The organism is Rhodococcus sp. IEGM 27, from assembly GCF_033142305.1.
Lineage (GTDB): Bacteria > Actinomycetota > Actinomycetes > Mycobacteriales > Mycobacteriaceae > Rhodococcus_F > Rhodococcus_F oxybenzonivorans.
The window spans coordinates 415,020-434,781 of sequence record NZ_JAWLSG010000003.1 but is presented as its reverse complement, the minus strand read 5'-3'; the positions used below and the strand labels follow the sequence as shown (position 1 = coordinate 434,781).

The window sequence follows — 19,762 nt, the reverse complement described above, 5'->3', positions numbered from 1 at the left end:
TCCCCGCCACACTCCATTCCGACCATTCGGTCTCTAGTATCTGTCCATGGCCGATTCGCGCATCACCAAAGCCGGTGCCGTGCTGGCCACCGCCGCTCTCCTGTCCTTCGGAACCGGTGCCGTCGGGGCTGCCGACCCCGCGCCGGACTCGCGGGTCACGGCGTCTTCCGAGGGATTCGCCCTCGACGGTCAACCCTGGTGGCCGACGGGTTTCAACGCCTATCAGTTGGCCACCAACTGGTCGGTGAACTGGGGTTGTGGGGCCATGGTCGATCTCGGGTCCTACTTCTCGTCACTTCCGGCGCACTCGCTGACCCGGTTCAACCTCTTCCAGGCACTGGCGATCAACCGGTTCACCGGGCAGCTCGACTTCGGACCGATCGACGCAGTCTTCGCTGCCGCCGAGGCACACGACCAGATGGTGATTCCCGTCCTCGCACCGCAGGACGGCGCGTGTGAAGACGACGTGTTCAAGGGCCGGCAGTGGTATGTCGACGGGTGGCAGACCATGACACCGGGGGCTCCTCGCACGTTGATGAGCTTCCGGGACTGGATGCACACCGCCGTCGACCGGTACAAGAACTCGTCCTCACTCGCCGCCTGGGAATTGGTGGGCGAACCGGAGACGAGCACTTGCACGGACGCGGCCTGCTCGTGGTGGACTCGGTCGTGTGGCCCAGACGCCGCACAGGTATTGCGGGACTTCTTCGACGACGCCGGGGCCGAGCTCCGCGCGCGCGACCCGCGGACCCTGATCACGGCCGGATTCACCGGCGGCGGGCAATGCGGCACCCAAGGCGATGAGTACCAGTTCGTCGGGGCATCGCCGTATGTCGACGTCGTCCAGTATCACGACTACGGCGCGGACGCCGTCCCGCTGCCGGGCGATCAGTGGAACGGTCTGGGTCGACGACTCGAACAGGCGGAGGCGCTGGGGAAGCCGCTCCTCATGGGCGAGATTGGTGAACTCGCCGGATCGTGCGGCGACCTCGGCGACCGTGCGGCACACATCACCACGAAACTCACCGGTCAACGCGATGCGGGCGCAGCAGGGGCCCTGCTCTGGGCGTTCGTCCCGGATCCCCGGCCCACCGAGTGCACTTACGACGTGGGGCCCGACGACCCGCTGTGGGATGTGGTCGAGCAGTTCGGGTCCCTCGGCACGGGTACCGCCCCGGGCGCCTACTGAGAACTCAGGACACGAGTACGCGCACCGTCTCCGCTACGCACGCCGGCTTGTCGGATCCTTTGATCTCGATGGTGTTCTTCACGACCACCTGGGCACCTTTTGCCGTGCGTTCGCAGGAGACGATCTCGCCGCCGGCGCGGATCGACGCCCCTACCCGGACCGGTTCCGGGAAGCGAACCTTGTTGAGCCCGTAGTTGATCACCATCTTCACTCCGTCGACGCGCATGAGTTCTGCGCCGAGCTTCGGCAGCAGTGAGAGCGTGAGATAGCCGTGCGCGATCGCCGCGCCGAACGGGCCGTCCGCGGCACGCTCCGGGTCGACGTGGATCCACTGGTGATCTTCGGTGGCGTCGGCGAAAAGGTTCACGCGGTCCTGCGTGACCTCCAGCCATTCGCTGAAGCCGAGGGACTCCCCTACAGCAGCTTCGACCTCGTCGATTCCGTTGAACACGTGCATGTCGGTACTTCTCCTCGTCGGTTTACAGTTCAGGGTGGTTGTGGTTCAGCGTCCGCCGCGGCGGAGCGTGACTCGGTAGGTGTAGTGCTCGGGCAGGAAGTAGCTGACCGCGAGTTCGACGATCCGGCCGTCGGCGTCGGTGTACAGGCGGTCTACTCGCAACATCGGGTGCTCGACATCGCAGTCCAGCTCCCGGGCAACGAACTCGGTGGCCGGCGCCACGGTGATCGACTGCGCCGCCTCGACGATGGGACTTCGCAGGTGCGGTTCCAGCAGCCCGATGATGGTGTACGAGCTGACGGCGCCCTCGGCCATCTCGGGCGCGTCGGCGACGAGCCGTGCGATCTCGTCGGGAAGGTAGACGGTGGTCAGCACGAAGGGTGTGTCGTCGTGACGTCGCCGGAACACGACCGTGTGGACGAGGTCGGTATCGAGCCGGAGCCTGCTCGCCGCCTCGATGTCGACCCGGCGGCGCAGCGGCGAGACCACCTCCATGGTGGTGTCCGTGGACAGATTCATCAGGTCTTCGATGGATCCGAGCTGACGCAGGTAGCGGCCATCGGACTCGGCCGCGAAGGTGCCACGCCCGGGCACCCGGTAGACGATGCCCTCGGCCACCAGATCCTGGAACGCCCGCCGGACCGTTTGACGACTCACCCCGTGTTGCTCCGCGAGTTCGAATTCGGTGGGAAGTTTCACGCCGTCGCGGTACTTGCCCGCAGCAATGTGCTCGCGCAGCTGTTTGGACACCAGCTGGTACGCCGGCTCACTCTCTCGTTCCCTACCGTTCATCGCGCACCGATCCTACGTGCAGGTTGTGGGACTACAGACCGCCTCGGGCCACGAGTTGCGAGACGATGACGTTGCGCTGAATCTCATTGGTGCCCTCGCCGACGATCATCAGCGGTGCATCCCGGAAGTACCGCTCGACGTCGTACTCGGTGGAGTAGCCGTACCCACCGTGAATACGGACCGCCGACAGCGCGATCTCCATCGCCACCTCGGACGCGTACAGCTTCGCCATACCCGCCTCCATGTCGCACCTCTCGCCGCTGTCGTACTGCTCGGCCGCATGCCAGGTCAGCTGCCGTGCCGCCGTCAACTTGGTCGCCATGTCGGCCAGATAGTTGCCGATCGACTGGTGCTTCCAGATCGGCTGGCCGAAGCTCTCCCGCTGCTGGGCGTAGGCGAGGGAATCCTCGAGCGCCGCCGTCGCCACTCCCAACGCCCGGCAGGCCACCTGGATGCGACCGGTCTCGAGACCCTTCATCATCTGCCCGAACCCCTTGCCCGGGGTGCCGCCGAGGATCGCCGTGGCCGGAATGCGATAACCGTCGAACGAGAGCTCACACGTCTCGACACCCTTGTACCCGAGCTTCGGCAGATCCCGCGACACCGTGAGCCCCGGACCGTGCTCGACCAACACGATCGAAATACCCCGGTGCTTCGGATTCGCACTCGGATCGGTCTTGCACAGCAAAGCGATCAATCCCGAGCGGCGGGCGTTGGAAATCCACGTCTTCGCACCGCTGATCACCAGATCGTCGCCGTCGGTCTTGGCATTGGTCGACATGGCCTGCAGATCCGATCCCCCACCGGGCTCGGTCAGCGCCATCGTGGCCCGGATCTCGCCCGTCGCCATCTTCGGCAGATACTGCTGCTTCTGCTCCTCGGTGCCGTACAACGACAGCAACTTCGCGACGACGGTATGCCCACCCATCGCCCCGGCCAGGCTCATCCACCCGCGGGCCAACTCCTGCGTCACCTGCGCATAACACGGCATCGACACCGGCGATCCGCCGTACTCCTCCGGTACCGCCAACCCGTAGATCCCGATCTGCTTCATCTGCTCGATCCACTTTTCGGGGTACTCGTTGGCGTGCTCCACCTCCTGCACCGTCGGCTTGACGTCGCGGTCGATGAAAGCCCGCACCGTCTCGACCAGGTAGGTCTCTTCCTCGTTCAGCTTGCCCATGAACCCTCACCTCGCGCGCTCGACATTTGTACGGCCATAGTTGCGCTTTGTTCGTCGCAAGTCAAGAATCCGTCTTGACATAGGCGGTTATCCCCTGCCAGCATCGTGTGCGATCCTGAAGTTCTGGCCGTACATATCGGTCGTGCCCGGCTATCTCGAAACCCGGCAATCCCGAAACGAGGAATGAAGCATCGTGCAGAACCTCACCCGCAGGCGCGCCGTCCTGGTTGCCCCCGGATCCGACGAACGCAAAGCACTGAAGGCTTTGCAGTCGAACGCCGACGAGGTGGTCCTCGATCTCGAGGACGCCGTCGCACCGGCGAAGAAGGCTGCGGCCCGCGATCTCGTCTCTCGCCTCGTGCGCGAATCGGACGGCTCCCGGGCAGTCTCCGTCCGCATCAACGCGCTCACCACACCGTGGGCAGCGGACGACCTCGCCGCATGTGCCGAGCTCGGCCCCTCGTTGACGAGCATCGTCGTTCCCAAGACCGAGACGCACCAGGATCTGCAGGACGCCGCGGACGCCGTCGGGACCGTCCGACTCCAGGCGCTGGTGGAAACACCGCGCGGGGTACAGAACATCGATGCGATCTCACGGGCCGATCACCTCGATGCGGTCATCATCGGCTACGCCGATCTGGGTGCCGCACTGGGACGTTCCCGCGCGGCCCGCCCCGAGCACTGGCTCGCCATTCAGGAGGCGGTCCTCGTGGCCGCTCGCGCCGCAGGTATTCAGGCGATCGACGGCCCCTTCCTCGGCATCGCCGACGACGACGCATTCCGGCACTCGGCGTCGTGGACGAGCGCCCTCGGATTCGACGGCAAGTGGGTGATCCACCCGAACCAGATCTCCTCCGCCGCTGCGGCATTCACCCCCTCGAACGCCGACGTCGACAATGCGCGACGAGTGATCGACGCACTCGCCGACGCGGAGGCGGCCGGGAACGGCGCCGCGCAACTCGACGGTCAGATGCTCGACGAAGCCGTCGCAGTTGCGGCACGACGGGTTCTCGCACAGGTGGGTGGACAATGACGATCACGCAGACGTACGTCGGTGGACCGTATTTCGACGAACTCGAGATCGGTCAAGTTTTCGATTCTGCTCCTGCCGTCACTCTGACGACGGGCCTCTCGGCCACCCACCAGGCGATCCTCGGCGACCGGATGAGGCTGCCACTCGACACTCACCTGTCGCGGGCGGTCACCGGAGCGCCCGAGGGGGTGGCCAACCCGGGACTCGTGTGTGACCTCGCGATCGGACAGTCGACGGTGGCCACCCATCACGTGAAGGCCAACCTCTTCTACCGGGGCCTGCGGTTCCACCACTTCCCGCACCTGGGTGACACCCTCCACACCCGCACGGAGGTAGTGGGATTGCGCGAGAACTCCGCGAAACCCGGGCGGAAGCCCACGGGCCTCGCCGCCCTGCGGATGACGTCGACCGATCAGGACGGCCGGACGGTCCTCGACTTCTACCGCTGCGCGATGCTTCCGCTCTCCGAGAGCCCCGACGAGAACCGCGTCCGGAAGGCGGACGACCTGTCGGCCGTCGGACCGCAATCGGAGCAGCCCTTCGGCGCACCGGAGGGATGGGATCTCGACGTGTACCGCGAGAAGGTGCCCGGCGAACATTTCACCCCCGCCCTCGCCGGTGCGGTGTTCCGCAGCAGCGGTGATGTGGTGTCCAGCGCACCGGAACTCGCACGCCTGACTCTCAACATCGCGGCCACACACCACGACGAGCGCGTCGGCGCCGACGGACGGCTCGTCTACGGCGGCCACACGATCGGGATCGCCCTCGGGCAGGCCACTCGCGCCCTGCCCAATCTCGTCACCGTCCTCGGCTGGAAGTCGTGCGATCACACCGGGCCCGTCCACGAGGGCGACACCCTCACCAGCGAACTCCGGATCGAGAGTGCCGACGCCCTCGCCGCTGGGGGTGGACTACTCCACCTTCGGTCGCTGGTGTTCGCGCACAACGCCACAGCCTCCGACGTTCCCGTACTCGACTGGCGCTTCACCGCCCTCATGGCATGACCTCCACCATCAAGGAGCTTCCCTCGTGACTGCCCACACTCCCCTTGCCGGACTCCGGATCGTCGAGGTCTCCAGCTTCATCGCGTCCCCGCTGTGCGGGCTGACGCTGTCTCAGCTGGGGGCCGAGGTGATCCGGGTCGACCCCATCGGCGGCTCCGCCTGCTACAAGCGCTGGCCGGTCACCGCGGACGGTGAGAGCATCTACTGGACCGGTCTCAACCGCGGTAAGCGGTCCGTGGCCGTCGACATGCGCAGCCCCGAGGGGCAGGAACTGGTGCAGCAACTGGTCACGGTCCCCGGTGCGGGTGGCGGAATCCTCGTCACCAACGCCGGTGGCCGTGACTGGCTCGCCCACGACGCGCTCAGCGCCCTGCGCTCCGACGTCATCACTCTCGAAGTTCTCGGTGGCACCGACGGTTCCCCCGCCGTCGACTACACCGTCAATGCAGGACTCGGTTTCCCGTCCATCACCGGTCCCACCGATCATGCCGGTGTCGTCAACCACGTCCTACCCGCGTGGGACGTGGTGTGTGGGCTGTACGCCGCGCTGGCCGTCGCCGCCGCCGTCCGGCACCGCGACGCCACCGGTGAGGGCACCCACATCCGCCTGCCGCTCGAGGACGTCGCGCTCGCCACCGCCGGCACGCTCGGCTACCTCACCGAAGTCCAGATCAACGGCACCGGCAGGTCGGCGACCGGAAACTCCGTCTACGGCACCTACGGAACGGATTTCACCACCAGCGACGGCGAACGGTTCATGATCGTCGCCCTCACCCCACGTCACTTCCGTGACCTTGTCGCCGTTACCGGAACCACGGCCGCGGTGGAGGCACTCGCCACCGCACTCGACGTGGACTTCGCACGCGAAACCGATCGCTTCACCCACCGCGACGTCCTCACAGCCCTGTTCGCCCGCTGGTTCCGTGAACACACCGCAACCGAAGTGGCCGAGGCACTCTCGAAGACGTCCGTGCTCGCCGAGCGCTACCGCACCTTCGAGGAAGTGGTGAAGTCCGGGGAGCTCGAGAAGAACCCGATGTTCACTCCCCTCGATCAGCCGCGCATCGGCACCTACCTCGCGTCCGGGCATCCCGCGTCGTTCGACGGCCACCACGCCACCGTCGCACCGGCATCCGCGGTGGGAGAAGACACCGCACAGGTCCTGAGGGACTGGCTCGGCACGCCGGCATCCGACATCGCCGCGCTACACGAGCGCGGCGTCGTCGCAGGCTGACCGAAAGAACTACTGCGCCTCCACCAACTCCCAGCCGGTGCTGAGATCACGCACGAGGTCGGGGATACGACGGACGACGCGTTGAGTGTCGACGAAGCCCCGGAACGGCATCGCGAGAATCGCGTGCATCTCTCCGGCACGCGTCTCCACCAGCCGTTGGTAGGACGGAGCGATGTCGCTGACGATGTACTCCCAGCGTGGTTTTCGGTCGGCCCAGTTGAATTCGGTGCAGGGGTGCCCGCAGTCGCAATTGCCGTCCGTCGATGTACCCGGTCACCGACAGCGGTGCCGCCTTTCCCGGCGACCTCGAACCGGGGACCGACGGTTGGGCGGCCACCGTGGTGGCGTAGGTCAGCGCCCTTCCCGCTCCGTCGCGGGTGGCGGAGAACTGACATTTCAATGCCTGAAAAGATTGTCCATGTCGGCAGACCAACACGACGCTCTTGGAGCTCAAACTCACATTCACCGAGCTTCATGCAGGACGAGCGTGGCTCGCCATGGCAGAAGTTGATCTGCAACGTCATCCCGATTGTCTCGGCGGCTGGGTATTCAGTGCGGCTGCTTTGACGCTTTCTGTGTTCGGGCGGCGAGCGGGAGTGCGCGTTACGGCCCACCATCTACGCGGTGACTGTGCCGCAAATTCCGGCGGTGCAGCGTCTCCCGGACCGGGTCGCAGCGGGACCGAACCCTACGACGCACGCGCGCGCCGGCCAGTGTGGTCACTCGCAAGGGGCCACAGCAAGTTGTCCGTCGCGAGGGGTTCGAACTATACCGACGAGGACAGAACTCTCTAAGAGCGAACCATCATCACCGGCGGCCGCAACCGGCTTCTCGGCGCTCGCTGAGACCGCCGCTCAACTGTGAACAACCGAGGCGGCGGCGCCCCACGGTCTCCTACGGCACGCTACGAACCCGTCGGTTCGAACACGAGGCCACCACGCCATACAAGTCGGAAGCCTAGCCGGGGCGCATCACTTTATCGCCATTGAGCTGCGTCTTCGGCGGTGTATGCACGGAGGGACAGGTTCGTGAAGGTAGGAGACCGAGGGGAAGTCGGTGTTCACCATCCTCAGTCTCGAGGACGATCGCGCACTAATCGAGTCCACGAGCGAGGCGCCAGGACGATATCCGTTCAGCATTCGCGTGCCGTACCTCGTACCTGCGCCCTGAGCCGGAGCCGGAGCGCCCTGGTTGTCGAAAAAGGGTGTCAATGCGCGGCGTCGAACGCTTCCTGGATCTCGGCGGGGATCCGGCCGCGTGCGGACACTGCGTAGCCGCTCGCGGCCGCCCACTCCACCGGGGCGGGGACATGCGGACTGGGGTTGCCGAAGTCGATCGAGTCACCGTCGCGGCAGTCAGTCAGTGCGGCGCGACGGTGGTGTTGCTGCGCTTCCTCGCCGCGCGGGTGTCCGGTGGCCGGAGGCCGGTGGTTATGCAGCGACATCGGGGACCACGGTCGGAATGTGAGATAGCCGAAGTTCTCGGCGCGTTTTGTGCACTGAACTCCACGTGGTCGTCACGCGACAGCAGCGGGCCCGTTCTCGAAATGCGCGGGTGACGTGGAGGAGTGCTCATCCGCGCGGTAACGCCTCGTGGACGTCGTCGGTCGCGGCGCGCGGTGCTTTCGTCATGCCCCGCCGTCGGTCTCGCCACGTGTCCGATGCGCTGCAGTGTTGTCAGCATGTCGCGGCGGTTGCGCCGCTTGCATAAGAAGTACAGCGGTGCGGCGAACTCGAGAGGCCCCAGCGGGAGGTGGAACGATTCGGTGACATCGGTTCCCGGGCCGTTGGCCTCGAGGTGATATGGCCTCTGAAGCGTGCCCACGACACGGGTCCGACGGCGCCGTCGAGCCACTCGGCTTCGATGACCTCGGGCGAGAAGCGCCCGAGGTTCCTGACGTCGGCGGTCAGGTTCCAGATCGTCTCGGGGGGCATCGATGTAGTGCGTGACCGAGCTACGCATGAAGGACTCCTCGCGTGGATGTCGATGTCGGCGGCCTGTTTCACCGATGCGGAAGCGGTGCGCCGCTGTTCGCCCGCGAGCGGCCCAGAGGTCATGCACGTGCGTCGGCGGCTTCGTGTGGCCGGGCGTCGCGGCCGCCGGCGCGGTGGTCCTGCGCCGTCATCTTGTGAACGATGAAGACGACGAACAGGATGGTGCCTTCGACGACGTGCACCCACGACCCGAAGGTGTCGACCCCGAGATGGTGGCGGACGTGGTCACCGCCCGCGAGTCCCAGGATGCCCCAGGCGATGTAGTAGGTGCCGCCGGCCAGGGCATACACGACCGCCCACGATCTGCGGGTGACCGCCACCAACCCGATCAGACCGGTGATCAGATGGCAGAGCATGTGGCAGTAGTTGAGGGTGACGGGGATGAATCCGAAGACGATGGTGGTGGTGCTCTCCATCCCGCGCGAGAACATCTCCGGGTAGATCAGATAAGCGGCCGGGCCGTTACTGGTGAACCAGAGGGCGGTGACGAAGACACCGAATTGGACTCGGGACGAGGTCATCGCGGTGGCGTACCGGATGATTCCACTGCGGATGGACAGAAGCATGTTCTTCTCCCTCTCAGGGGTGAGTGTCACGGTCGACGCTGGGTGTCGAGTCGGTCGAGGTAGGTACGGCGTGCGTCGTCGTCGACACGCGTGATCGCCGCGTCGTCGTGCATCGCCTGCCGGAGTTGCCGCATCGCGGGTTCGGGCAGGAGCGTGAGGACCTTGGCCACCGCGCCGAGGTACCCGGGCACGGACGTCTCGGCTCGTCGTGTCTCGAGCGTGCGGACGATCGCCGCGGCGACGGTCTTCGGGCCCACGGCGGGCAACGCGCCGTAATCGATTCCCGCAGTGAGGTCGGTACGCACGGCAGCCGGCAGCACTGTGCTGATGCTGACACCGGTGTCCTGATACTCCGCTCGCAGGGCGGCCGACAGCCCGACGGCGGCGAACTTGCTTGCGTTGTACACCGCGAGGCCGGGAATGGGGAACTTGCCCGCAAGGGATGCGACGTTGACGATGTGGCCGCGCCCACGTTCGATCATCTCGGGCAGGACCAGTCGAGTGCCGTGGATGACACCGACGACGTTGACGTCGAGAATCATGCGATCGGTGGCGCCGGTCTGGTCGAGGAACCTGCCGTTGGGCATGACGCCGGCGTTGTTCACCAGTACGTGCAGCGGTCGGGAGGATTGCCGGCGAGCCTCGTCGAGGAAGTCGGCGAACGATTCTCGATCCGTCACGTCGAGATGGTGGCCCGATGCGCCCGGTCCGATCGCGGCGGCCTCGGTGCGGGCGAGGTCACCGTCGAGATCGCCGAGGGCGACATGGGCACCCGCGGCCGCGAAGGCCCTGGCGGTCTCGAGCCCGATACCGCGAGCGGCGCCGGTGACGACGACGAGAGCATCGTGCGGAGCCAGTGTGGGATAACGCTTCATGATGCGGTGACCTCCCGGTCCGAGGTGGTGACGATGTAGTCCTGCGGGTCGAACGCGCCCACTCGGCGCGTCATCTCGTGTGTCGACCACGGCCAACTGAAGCTGTTGCGCCCGTTGGCATCGAGGAAGTAGCTGTTGCAGGTGGCGGCGGTGTAGGCGGTGCCCTGCAGCGCCGACTGCACCTGCTCGATGTAGTCGTCGACGACCCCTGGCTCGACCTCGAGCGTCTGCCACCGGCGATCGCGGGCGGCGGTGATGGCCGAGACGACGAGCGCGACCTGGGTCTCCGCGACGGTGAAGGCGGAGGTGTGGCCCGATCCCAGGCTGGGTCCGAGGAGCAGGAACGCGTTAGGGAACCCGGTGACGAAGGTGCCGAGATACGCTGTGGGAGAACCCGACCAGTGCTCCGCCAGACTGCGCCCGTCGGTTCCGTGGACCAGATGCGCGATCGGCATGTCCAGGATGTGGTATCCGGTCCCGAGGATGAGAGTGTCGACCTGGGTGCGGGTGCCGTCGCTGCCGATCACGGCGTCCTTCTCCACGGCGGTCACCTCGCCGGCGTGCACCGTGACGTTCGGCGAGTTCAGAGAACGAAGGTAGTTGTTCGAGAACAGGATTCGCTTGCACCCGAGCAGGTACCGCGGGGTCAGCTTCTCCCGCAGCACCGGATCGGGGACACTGCGCCGCAGGTGACGCCGTCCGAGTGCCTGCAGCGCGTACATCAACGGCTTCGGCGTGCGGAACGCCGCGCCCACCGCCTCCATGAGGGCGTACTCACCGGCGCGCTGCAGGCGATGCGCGATCGGGAGGTGCCGCATGGCCCAGCGTGCGCGCGGCCCCATCCGACGGTCCGGCTTCGGGAGCACCCAGTGCGCGGTGCGCTGGAACAGGTGCAACTCTCCCACGACGCGCTGGATCTGCGGCACGAACTGCACGGCCGATGCGCCCGAGCCGACCACGGCGACGCTGCGGCCGGTGAGATCGTGGTCGTGGTTCCACTGCGCGGAGTGGAAGACCGTGCCGGTGAAGTCGGCCAGACCGGGGAGGTTGGGGATCTTGGGCTCGTTCCACGGCCCGGCGGCCGCCACGAGGAATCGGGCGGTGAAGGTCTCGTCCGCGGTGGCGACCGTCCACACCGACCTCGCCTCGTCCCAGTGCGCCTCCGTCACCTCGGTGTCGAAGCGGGTGCACTCGTCGAGCCCGTTGTCGCGGGCGACGCCGTCGACGTAGGCGAGGATCTCCGGCTGTGTTCCGTAGATACGGGACCAGTCCGGGTTGGGGGCGAAGGAGTAGGAGTACAGCCCCGAGGGCACGTCGCAGGCGCAGCCGGGATAGGTGTTCGCTCGCCAGGTACCGCCGAACGTCGTCGACTTCTCGAGGACGAGCACGTCGTCGACGCCGGCCTCGTGCAATTTGATCGCCGCGGCGATGCCGGAGATGCCGGCTCCGATGACGATGACGTCGTGGTGGGTGGTCATGAGGGTCCTCTACGAGTCGAAGTGGTGGTCGAGGGTGCGAGCGCCGCGGCGACACGGTCGGGAAGAGCGACACGCGACGCGGCGAGGGTGCGTGCGCGGCGACGGGCGTCCATCAGGTTGGGGCCCATCGCGGCGAGTTCGTCGGGCCCCGGTTCTATTCGCCTGACGGTGACGCCGGTGGCCCGCAGTCGAGCGATCTCACGATCGAGGCCGGTGGTCATCTGTCGTCGCAGCAGACGTTCGATCCGTTCGGCGCCACGGCCGGGTACGGGAGTCGCGCTGGTCATCGGCGCGATGACGACGACGCGGTCGAGGCCGAGCGGTGCGAGGAGGTCGGCGGACACCGAGGACACGGCACCACCGTCGACGTAGCGTCGTCCGCCGATCGGGACCGGCGGGAACCATCCGGGGATGGCCCAGGATGCGGCCAGTGCGTCGCCGAGCCGGGCAGGTGGCGACCCCGGCGCGCCGAACGGCACGCGGTCGCCCGACGCGGCGTCCACAGCGACCAACCAGAGATTCGGGTGTGCGACCCACGAGGAATCGTCGGCCAGCGAGTCGCCGAACGACCGGAGCCAGGACGCGTCGTCGCGGCCGCTGGGCAGCAGTCCGGCAACAGCGGTACAGACCGACCGACGACGAAGCCCGGCGCGCACCAGGCCGGTCGCGGGAAGGCGGGGGGACGGCCGCGGCGGAAGTCGGCGCACTCGCGCCGCCCGGTGCGCGAGCAGTTCGGGCCGCACGTCGGTGCTCCCGTAGAGCGAGTCGAGTAGTTCCCACACCGGTACCCCCGCGCCGAGCGCCACCGCGATCTCGGCTCCCGCCGAGGTGCCGATGATCACCTCGGCGTCTCTGGCGTCCCACCCGAGTGCGTCCTGCACCGTCGCGAGCGCCTGCACCGACCACGCGTGTCCGAGGGTGCCGCCGCACCCGATGGCCAATCCCGTCCTCGTCATATTGGAAGACTATCAGTATTCGAATACCGGCGGAAGCCCATTTGGGTTCTGCCGGTATGTGAATTGTTAGGATCGTCCCCATGAGCAGACTGACGCGCCAGCAGAGCCATGCCCGCACGCGCGAGCAGTTGCTCGCCACCGCCGAGCGGATGTTCCTGTCGAACGGGTACAACGCCACCTCCCTCGAGGCGGTGGCCGCCGAGGCGGGTTACTCGAAGGGTGCGGTGTACTCGAATTTCGCCACCAAGTACGACCTCGGCCTCGAGGTGCTCGATCGGGTGCGCTTCGCTCGGGCGGCATCACTCGCCGAGGCCGTCTCCGCAGGTGGCGGCCTGGACGAGCGGATCGCTGCCTTCGAATCGTGGGCGCAGAAATATATCGGCGACGAGGGATGGACCGTGCTCGAGGTCGAGTTCGCCACGGCCTCGCGCACCATCGACGGTGTGCGCACCGAGCTCACCAGCCGTCGACGCGACGTGACGGCAGCTCTGGCACAGGTGATCGACCGTCAGGCCGACGAACTCGGCGTTCGACTGACCCCGTCCGGCGAGGCCCTCGCCGTTCGCCTGCTCGCCGTCGGCATCGGTCTCGGCGTCCAGCGCGCGTACGACCCCGAACTCCCCGTATCCGCACTCGTCGACGTCGTCAGGGAAGCGGTGTCGCAGACCTGATCGCACCCGGCGCGTCCCGCCCGGAGGTGATGTCGACCCGAGTCCCGTCGATCCACCGTGCGGTTGCACTCATGCGCGCTCCTGTTTCCGGTCGATCCCGCTCGACAACGATTGTCAGTCAACCCGACCGACGCTCTATTTACAAGAGCATGCCGTAATCGGCGAAGCCCGTGCCGACCCCGGCTGTCGTGCGGCCCGTCGGTATCGTGACGTGCATGAGCAGCGCGACACCACGGCCCGGGCGACCTGTCCGCGGATCGCGCTCGGGGCGGCCGATCATGGTCACGCTCGACCTCCTCGGGCGCCGGGGAGCCCTGGCCGTGTTGTGGTCGTTGCGCGAGGGCCCCGCGACGTTCCGGGTACTACAGGACCTCGCGGACGGGATGGCCGCCAACACCCTGAACTCCCGGCTCCAGGAACTTCGCGAGGTCGGGCTCGTCGAACGCTCCGACGACGGGTACCGACTCACCGACGACGGTCGAGGGCTCCTCGACGCCGGCCGCCCCCTACTGGAGTGGGCGCACGACTGGGCTCTGCGCCTCCCCGCCCCGCCCGTCGACTGATCTTCTCTCGCGATCGGAGTGGCCATCCGGTTGACTCTGGCCATGACCTTGCGTGGTACCGAGCGCTCGACGCACACTCCCCGCCACTCGGTGCGCCGATCGAGCGCTCTGGTGGCGGTGTCCGCGGTCGGCGTCACGACGGCCGTGCTCCTGGCCACGCTGGTGGACACACCGCTCACCCGTACGCTGTCCGGCTATTGCGACGATTTGGGATCCGCTCTCGCACTGGGCCTCACCACGATCATGCTGATCGGGCGCCGGACACCCTCCTCGGACTCCGGCCGGGAGAAGGAGCGGGCCTGGCTCGCCCTCGCGGCCGTCGCATGCTTCTGGGCCGTCGCCGGTCTCGCCTCCCTCTGGGTGTCGACGGGGGACGCCGTCGGACGATCCTTGCTGACACTGACCGCCGGCGACGTCGAGGCCGCCCTTCACGTGATCACGCCGGCGCAGGTCGCACTCGGACAGGTGGTCGCAGCCGTGGTCGTCACCGGTATCGCCGTCGACACCTACCGGGGTGGACAGGGCTGGTCGCCATGGACGGTGTGGACGACGGCACTCGTCACCACAGCGGTTGGCGGGCTCGGCGGCCACAGCGGATCGGGCCCCGCCGCCGTCGTCGCCGCGGTGCACCTCGTCGCGGCCGCCTTGTGGTTCGGGCCGCTGGCCGCGGCGATCGTCGTGGTCCGCGGTGACCGCGCCTGGGCGAGGTTCCTGGCCACGCACACTCGTGTGGCCTTCTGGTGCGCCGTGGTGACAGCTGCGTCCGGGATCACCCTGGCCGTTCTGCGTCTCGACACTCCGCGATCGCTGGTCGACGACGACTACGGCCGCCTGCTCGTGGTCAAGGCCGCCGTGCTGCTGGTGGTCGTTCTGGCCGCGCGCCGCCTGCGCCGTGTGTGGGTGGGCCCGTCGCAGACCGGCGGGGGTGGGCCCGACGAGCTGTCGGTCCGCCGAGCGGCCGGACATTCGCTGCTGGTGATCACGGCCACCGCCGCGGCGGCGGTCTTGTCCGGGACTCCGCCTCCGGCATGACCGCCGACCCGGGGTTTTCGCCCCGAGGTCGAGGTGTACCTGAACTCCCGCCGCCCGACAGCCGCCGCGCCGCGGATACGATGCTCTTGATTTTAGAGCGCATTGCTGGTGGACTGCCTGCACAATCGACCCCACACCCTCCGAAGGATTCACATGACTGACGTCCCGAGCTCCGCACCCGTCCTCGGCGGACTGGCGATCGCCGCCACCGGGGTGGCGCATTTCGTTGCACCGCAAGCATTTCGCGGCATCACCACCCTCGTCTACCCCGAGAACACTGAGACGTGGACGTTCCGCAATGGTGTGGCCGAGACCCTGATCGGCATCGCCATAGCGGTTCCGCGCACCCGCAGCCTCGGGTGGGCGGGGCTCGCCGCGTACGGCGCCGTTCTCGGCATGCGTGCCGTCATCACACGCTGACCCGACCCGTTCCACGAAAGGACCCCTCGTGCGCGAGCTCAATCTCCTCGGTGCCGGATCGCTCGCCTGGATCGACCGCCCCACCCCGACACTGGAATTCCCGACCGACGCCGTCGTGCGGCCGTTCGTGATGAGCCGATGCGACGGTGACGTGCTCCCGATCCACAACCGAGTCTCGCGTGCGATGCAAGCCGGTCTACGCACCGGACTCATCGACCCGGCAGTCGGCCACATCTGCGGCGCGCGTCCGTTCCAGAGCCCGTTCGCGGTGGGTCACGAGTGCGTCGCCGAGGTCGTCGAGATCGGAGCCGACGTCACCGATCTACGAATCGGAGACCAGGTCGTCGTACCGTGGTCGGTCTCCTGCGGGCAGTGCGCCGCATGCAGGCGCGGCCTGACGTCGAAGTGCACCACCACTCGGGCGACCGCCGGCGGCGAGAGCACGCTGGCGGCCTACGGTTTCGGGCCGTCCAGCGGTACCTACGGCGGCATGGTCAGCGATCTCATCCGAGTTCCCCACGCCGACCACATGCTCGTCCCCCTCCCCGCCGGGCTCGATCCCCTCCGGGTGGCGGCGGCGTCGGACAACCTCAGCGACGGATGGCGGACGGTCGTCCCGCATCTCGCAGCACATCCGGGGGCATCGGTGCTTGTCGTCGGCGGCGGCGCGCAGTCCATCGGCCTCTACGCCGCGGGGCTGGCCGTGGCGCACGGGGCCGGCACGGTGGACTTCCTCGACTCCAGCAGCCGACGCCGCCGCATCGCGGAGGACTTCGGTGCCCGCGCGTTCGAACGCTCACCGAAGTCGACCGACCCCCGCGGCACCTACGACATCGTCGTCGAGGCGTCGAGCAGCACCGCGGGACTGCGATACGCGATCCGATCGGTCGCACCCGGCGGAATCTGCACCGCCGTGGGCTATTACGTGCGCACCAACACCGGAACGCCGTTGATGCACATGTACGCCACCGACATCACCCTCAAGATCGGCGTCTCACATCCCCGCGCGGTCCTGCCCGAGGTGCTCGAGTGGATCCACCGCAACGACTTCCCTGCCGAACGCGTCACCAGCCTGCTGGCGAATTTCGACGACGCCCCCCGCGCGTACGCGGAGAAGACGACGAAGCTCGTCCTGCACCGCGATCCGCTGTCGACACCGGCCACAGGCTGACACGTCACGACACGTCGGCGACGATCCCTCGGATGAGCTCGACACCGGGAATGGTGTCGATGAAGTCGGCCCCGAACGCCTGCGACGGTGTCAGCGCTCCGACCACCGGCCGTGCGGACAGTGCGAACACCGCCTGCACCATGGACTTCGCGGTGAACGCGTAGGTGTTGTCCACCTCGATCGATCGCACGACGCTGCGCCCGGCGTCGTCGGTCAGCCGCACCCAGCCCGCGCTGCGCGTGCGGGCCCGAGCCTCTTCGGATGGTCCCGGCACCGCGCTGAGGAGCTTCTCGAGTGCCTCACCCACACCGCGCAGGCCGAGGAACCGGCGCATCGGTACGTCGAACCGTCGCAACATCGCCGCGCCGGGCAGCGCTGTGAACGTGGTGACGTTACGCAGTCCTGCCGTGCGCGCTGCCGACGCGAGATCGCCCAGCGGAGTGCTTCCGACGGTGGTCTTCCGTGAACCGGGCAGGTCCACCGTGATGATCCGATGACTGTGTGCCGTGGGTACGAACCGCCCCTCGGACCTGACCTTGTTCCCGGCCGCCATGCCGAGCAGCGCCGTGGTCAACGTTCCGCGACTGAAGCCACCGCGACTGATGACGGCGACGTCCGCGCTGGTGGCGCCAGGAAGCTCCAGGATCGCGACTGCCGCTAGATGGTCGGTGGGAACCACATCGAATCCGACTCCGGGTACGAGCGCGATTCCGGCGGCGCGGGCGTCGGAGTCACGCTGGTAGATGGATTCGAAGACGTCCGCCTCCCCCGTGAGGTCGAGGTACTGGGTCCCCGTGCGGAGGCAGGCGTCCACCATCGGCGCCGACGTCCGTTCGTACGGTCCGGCGCAGTGCGCCACGATGTCGATGTCCGCGAGTGCCGCGTCCAGCGCGGCAGCGTCGTCGAGAGCGACGACGCGCGCGGGAACCCCGAGGTCACGCGCCGCCGCCTCGGTCCGGGCGCGGTCACGACCGGCCACGGTGATATTCAGGCCGCGGCATACCGATTCCCGGCCGACGAGTGCGCCTGTGTACCCGTAGATCCCGTAGACGAGAACTCGCGGACGATCGGTCGGGCCGGACTCGGAGACGTGATGCTGCGAAGGGTTCATGAAGCGCAGTCAACACGAACGGTGCTTTCGAAACAAGAGCAGTGTCGACGGCGGTCAGGCGGCGGCGGGGCGCCGTGCGGCCGAACGGGTCGAGTAGACGAGCCAGCCCGCGAAACCGAACAGCAGCAGCCCCGAGAGGGCATCCGTGAAGATGGTCGCCATGAAGAACGGTGGGATCTGCGGAACCCCGCCGGTGAAGTGGAGCGGCGACACGGCGCCGGCGAGACCGAACGCGATCAAGCCGGACGGAACGCCGCGCGTCTTGCCCGCCCGATAGCGTCGGAAGGCCCGAATGCCGAGGTAGGTCAGGAGCGGCCAGAAGACGACGATGCCGACGCGGTAAGCCAAGGCATTGGGGAAGAACGGCCAGACGGGCGGGTAGTCCTCCGCCATCACGAAATTATGTGCGAAATGGACCCCCGTCGACACGACACTGAAGACCATGATCGCCCCGAGTGCGTTCAAATGTCTCGGCTCGCTTCCCACCCCTGAAGTCGTCATGCACGGACACTAACGACGACTTGCTTCAGTTTCAAGAGCGCACGTTTCGAGATCGACTGGCCGAAGCCGCCCAGTGGCGGGAAGAGGATCCACCCTGATCGTCCCGACATTGTTGAGTAGTGAGAGGTGCCTGAGACGTCCAACCAGTTGGGACTCCGCCAGTTCGACAGGGCCCCAGCCGTTCTCAGTCTGCCTCGAACCTCTGCGGATCGAGTTTCAGAAGCGCTGCACAAACACTGTCGCCATTGGGGCAAACGCCTCAACGACTACAGGGCCTAGAGATGCCGGTACAGCGTCGCGCGACCGATCCCCAGAACTGAGGCGATTTCGCTCTTCGGGGTCCCGGCCTCGATCATCTGTCGAATATGACGTGCCTTCGCTGCGTCGATTGCCTTGGGCTGCCCACCGACCCTCCCCCTGGCCCGTGCTGCAGCGAGTCCGGCGACCGTCCGCTCCTGAATCAACGCTCTTTCGAATTGCGCTAGCGCGCCGAAGATTTGAAAGATAAGCATCCCACCGGGAGACGAAGTGTCGATCGTCTCCGTGAGCGATTTGAATGCCACCCCGCGTTCCTGGAGGCCTTCGACCGTCTCGATCAGATGGCTCAACGATCGCCCGAGCCTGTCCAGGCGCCACACGACGAGGGTGTCGCCGGCGCGAAGGTGCCCGAGTAGGTCCAGCAGTTCGGGACGGTCCTTCTTGGCACCGCTCGCCACTTCCTCCCAGACTCTCGAACACCCGGCGGCCGCCAGAGCGTCCCTCTGCAAATCCAGCACCTGATCGGTGCCACTTACCCTCAGATACCCGAATACGGCGCTCACAGGCGATGACTGTCCGAGAAACGTCTGACACGCTCCAGTGGGCACCTGAGAGGGTGAGACGGGTTTCTGAGACACATCACAGTTTGATAACGCCTATGGTCGATTCGGCACCAGAACGTCTGTCGAGCAGCCGTCGGGCTCGTCCAGGACGATGCCCGGCCGGCGACACCCGATTCCGGCCGGTGTCTCAGCTCTGACCGTCTCAGTAACGACCGTTTCTGAAACGTTCGATCGAAACGTCCTTTTGAGATCGCGATACGCTGCGGCCCCTTCGCCGGCATGTCACGGCGGCAAAGGCCGACCGACCGCAAACCTCAAGCGGGCCGATCTGGTTTCGGCCGCTAATTTCGGCCAAAGATAGCCACCGTCGGCCTTGCGATGACTGAAGTTGTCCCCCGACGAGGAGTACGACCAGGGCGACGTCGCCAACAGGATACGCGAGGCGCAGAAGGTCATCGAGAAAATGAGGCTAAAGCTGAAGCGCAACGCGCAGAATCAGGCGAGTGGCGAAATTTTCGTGATGGGGCGGTTCGACCGGGGAGTGGATCGTCCCCGAGCGACGTGCAACGTGAACGGCTCCATGGAGATCATCGTCCGAAAAGAATTCTGGTTTTCGATGGAAAATCGGAAGAAGCAGCGCCGATATTGAACGACATTGTTTCGAGACCGGGCTTAGAGGGAATTTTCGGCCTCCTACTGGAGGCTGGATTA

Annotated in this window: 24 protein-coding genes; 10 read left to right on the top strand and 14 right to left on the bottom strand. The window is 66.8% G+C overall.

The features are described 5' to 3' along the window. Positions 1-46: 46 nt before the first annotated feature. Complete coding sequence (locus R4P95_RS12955; RefSeq protein ID WP_317744271.1) at positions 47-1,189, top strand: beta-mannosidase; 1,143 nt, start codon at positions 47-49, stop codon at positions 1,187-1,189. Positions 1,190-1,193: 4 nt separating this feature from the next. On the opposite strand, the gene R4P95_RS12950 is transcribed toward R4P95_RS12955, so the two are convergent. From R4P95_RS12950 to R4P95_RS12940, 3 genes are read right to left on the bottom strand one after another with little or no spacing between them, the layout of a single operon-like run. Continuing rightward, positions 1,194-1,646, bottom strand: a complete 453-nt coding sequence (locus R4P95_RS12950) for a MaoC family dehydratase (protein WP_317744272.1) — start codon at positions 1,644-1,646, stop codon at positions 1,194-1,196. A gap of 45 nt (positions 1,647-1,691) precedes the next feature. After that, positions 1,692-2,438 (bottom strand): GntR family transcriptional regulator, encoded by a 747-nt coding sequence (locus R4P95_RS12945; RefSeq protein WP_213575884.1) that lies wholly within the window; start codon positions 2,436-2,438, stop codon positions 1,692-1,694. 31 nt (positions 2,439-2,469) lie between these two features. Continuing rightward, a complete protein-coding gene (locus R4P95_RS12940; RefSeq protein WP_006946138.1) occupies positions 2,470-3,621 on the bottom strand; it encodes an acyl-CoA dehydrogenase family protein in 1,152 nt (383 codons plus the stop codon). Positions 3,622-3,814: 193 nt separating this feature from the next. Here R4P95_RS12940 and R4P95_RS12935 point away from each other — a divergent pair, with 193 nt between their 5' ends. Genes R4P95_RS12935 through R4P95_RS12925 form a run of 3 tightly spaced genes read left to right on the top strand, consistent with a single transcriptional unit; the run spans position 3,815 to position 6,892 of the window. Further along, positions 3,815-4,654, top strand: a complete 840-nt coding sequence (locus R4P95_RS12935; RefSeq protein WP_213575883.1) for an HpcH/HpaI aldolase/citrate lyase family protein — start codon at positions 3,815-3,817, stop codon at positions 4,652-4,654. Next, positions 4,651-5,658, top strand: a complete 1,008-nt coding sequence (locus R4P95_RS12930) for a MaoC family dehydratase (protein WP_213575882.1) — start codon at positions 4,651-4,653, stop codon at positions 5,656-5,658. The genes R4P95_RS12935 and R4P95_RS12930 overlap by 4 nt, the downstream gene beginning before the upstream one ends. 25 nt (positions 5,659-5,683) lie before the next feature. Next, complete coding sequence (locus tag R4P95_RS12925; RefSeq protein WP_317744273.1) at positions 5,684-6,892, top strand: CoA transferase; 1,209 nt, start codon at positions 5,684-5,686, stop codon at positions 6,890-6,892. A 9-nt stretch (positions 6,893-6,901) separates the two neighbouring features. Here R4P95_RS12925 and R4P95_RS12920 read toward each other — a convergent pair whose 3' ends face one another. The 7 genes from R4P95_RS12920 to R4P95_RS12890 all read right to left on the bottom strand — a co-directional run bounded on the left by R4P95_RS12920 (position 6,902) and on the right by R4P95_RS12890 (position 12,761). Then, positions 6,902-7,042, bottom strand: a complete 141-nt coding sequence (locus R4P95_RS12920; protein WP_213575880.1) for a hypothetical protein — start codon at positions 7,040-7,042, stop codon at positions 6,902-6,904. A 1,057-nt stretch (positions 7,043-8,099) separates the two neighbouring features. Further along, complete coding sequence (locus R4P95_RS12915; protein WP_317744634.1) at positions 8,100-8,336, bottom strand: hypothetical protein; 237 nt, start codon at positions 8,334-8,336, stop codon at positions 8,100-8,102. A gap of 232 nt (positions 8,337-8,568) precedes the next feature. After that, positions 8,569-8,826 carry an SRPBCC family protein gene (locus tag R4P95_RS12910; RefSeq protein ID WP_397517683.1) on the bottom strand — a complete coding sequence of 86 codons (258 nt, stop codon included), beginning with the start codon at positions 8,824-8,826 and terminating at the stop codon, positions 8,569-8,571. Positions 8,827-8,945: 119 nt separating this feature from the next. Then, positions 8,946-9,452: a DUF4383 domain-containing protein gene (locus R4P95_RS12905; RefSeq protein WP_317744274.1), complete on the bottom strand. Its 507-nt coding sequence runs from the start codon at positions 9,450-9,452 to the stop codon at positions 8,946-8,948. 26 nt (positions 9,453-9,478) lie between these two features. Then, positions 9,479-10,327: an SDR family oxidoreductase gene (locus R4P95_RS12900; protein WP_317744275.1), complete on the bottom strand. Its 849-nt coding sequence runs from the start codon at positions 10,325-10,327 to the stop codon at positions 9,479-9,481. Then, positions 10,324-11,805, bottom strand: coding sequence for an NAD(P)/FAD-dependent oxidoreductase (locus R4P95_RS12895; protein ID WP_317744276.1), 1,482 nt, complete (start codon positions 11,803-11,805; stop codon positions 10,324-10,326). Before R4P95_RS12895 ends, R4P95_RS12900 begins: the two co-directional genes overlap by 4 nt. Next, complete coding sequence (locus tag R4P95_RS12890) at positions 11,802-12,761, bottom strand: patatin-like phospholipase family protein (protein ID WP_317744277.1); 960 nt, start codon at positions 12,759-12,761, stop codon at positions 11,802-11,804. Before R4P95_RS12890 ends, R4P95_RS12895 begins: the two co-directional genes overlap by 4 nt. A gap of 80 nt (positions 12,762-12,841) precedes the next feature. On the opposite strand from R4P95_RS12890, the gene R4P95_RS12885 reads away from it, so the two are divergent. After that, positions 12,842-13,432: a TetR/AcrR family transcriptional regulator gene (locus R4P95_RS12885; RefSeq protein ID WP_317744278.1), complete on the top strand. Its 591-nt coding sequence runs from the start codon at positions 12,842-12,844 to the stop codon at positions 13,430-13,432. Positions 13,433-13,571: 139 nt separating this feature from the next. Here R4P95_RS12885 and R4P95_RS12880 read toward each other — a convergent pair whose 3' ends face one another. Further along, on the bottom strand, positions 13,572-13,718 hold the full coding sequence (locus R4P95_RS12880) for a hypothetical protein (protein ID WP_317753824.1): 147 nt from the start codon (positions 13,716-13,718) through the stop codon (positions 13,572-13,574). Here R4P95_RS12880 and R4P95_RS12875 point away from each other — a divergent pair. The 4 genes from R4P95_RS12875 to R4P95_RS12860 all read left to right on the top strand — a co-directional run bounded on the left by R4P95_RS12875 (position 13,711) and on the right by R4P95_RS12860 (position 16,618). Further along, positions 13,711-13,995 (top strand): helix-turn-helix domain-containing protein, encoded by a 285-nt coding sequence (locus tag R4P95_RS12875; RefSeq protein ID WP_317753825.1) that lies wholly within the window; start codon positions 13,711-13,713, stop codon positions 13,993-13,995. The two genes, R4P95_RS12880 and R4P95_RS12875, sit on opposite strands and share 8 nt — an antisense overlap. 42 nt (positions 13,996-14,037) lie before the next feature. Beyond that, the gene (locus R4P95_RS12870) at positions 14,038-15,027 is read left to right on the top strand and encodes a CopD family protein (protein WP_317744281.1); all 990 of its coding nucleotides are present in this window, start codon (positions 14,038-14,040) and stop codon (positions 15,025-15,027) included. Positions 15,028-15,180: 153 nt separating this feature from the next. Then, a complete protein-coding gene (locus tag R4P95_RS12865; RefSeq protein WP_317744282.1) occupies positions 15,181-15,447 on the top strand; it encodes a hypothetical protein in 267 nt (88 codons plus the stop codon). A 28-nt stretch (positions 15,448-15,475) separates the two neighbouring features. Then, complete coding sequence (locus tag R4P95_RS12860; RefSeq protein WP_317744283.1) at positions 15,476-16,618, top strand: zinc-dependent alcohol dehydrogenase; 1,143 nt, start codon at positions 15,476-15,478, stop codon at positions 16,616-16,618. Positions 16,619-16,622: 4 nt separating this feature from the next. Here R4P95_RS12860 and R4P95_RS12855 read toward each other — a convergent pair whose 3' ends face one another. The 3 genes from R4P95_RS12855 to R4P95_RS12845 form a co-directional block, all read right to left on the bottom strand. Continuing rightward, the gene (locus R4P95_RS12855) at positions 16,623-17,729 is read right to left on the bottom strand and encodes a saccharopine dehydrogenase family protein (RefSeq protein WP_317744284.1); all 1,107 of its coding nucleotides are present in this window, start codon (positions 17,727-17,729) and stop codon (positions 16,623-16,625) included. Positions 17,730-17,783: 54 nt separating this feature from the next. Beyond that, positions 17,784-18,230 (bottom strand): hypothetical protein, encoded by a 447-nt coding sequence (locus R4P95_RS12850; protein WP_317744285.1) that lies wholly within the window; start codon positions 18,228-18,230, stop codon positions 17,784-17,786. Between the two features lie 275 nt (positions 18,231-18,505). After that, complete coding sequence (locus R4P95_RS12845) at positions 18,506-19,051, bottom strand: recombinase family protein (RefSeq protein ID WP_317744286.1); 546 nt, start codon at positions 19,049-19,051, stop codon at positions 18,506-18,508. 388 nt (positions 19,052-19,439) lie between these two features. Here R4P95_RS12845 and R4P95_RS12840 point away from each other — a divergent pair, with 388 nt between their 5' ends. Further along, complete coding sequence (locus R4P95_RS12840; RefSeq protein WP_317744287.1) at positions 19,440-19,700, top strand: hypothetical protein; 261 nt, start codon at positions 19,440-19,442, stop codon at positions 19,698-19,700. Positions 19,701-19,762: the final 62 nt, after the last annotated feature.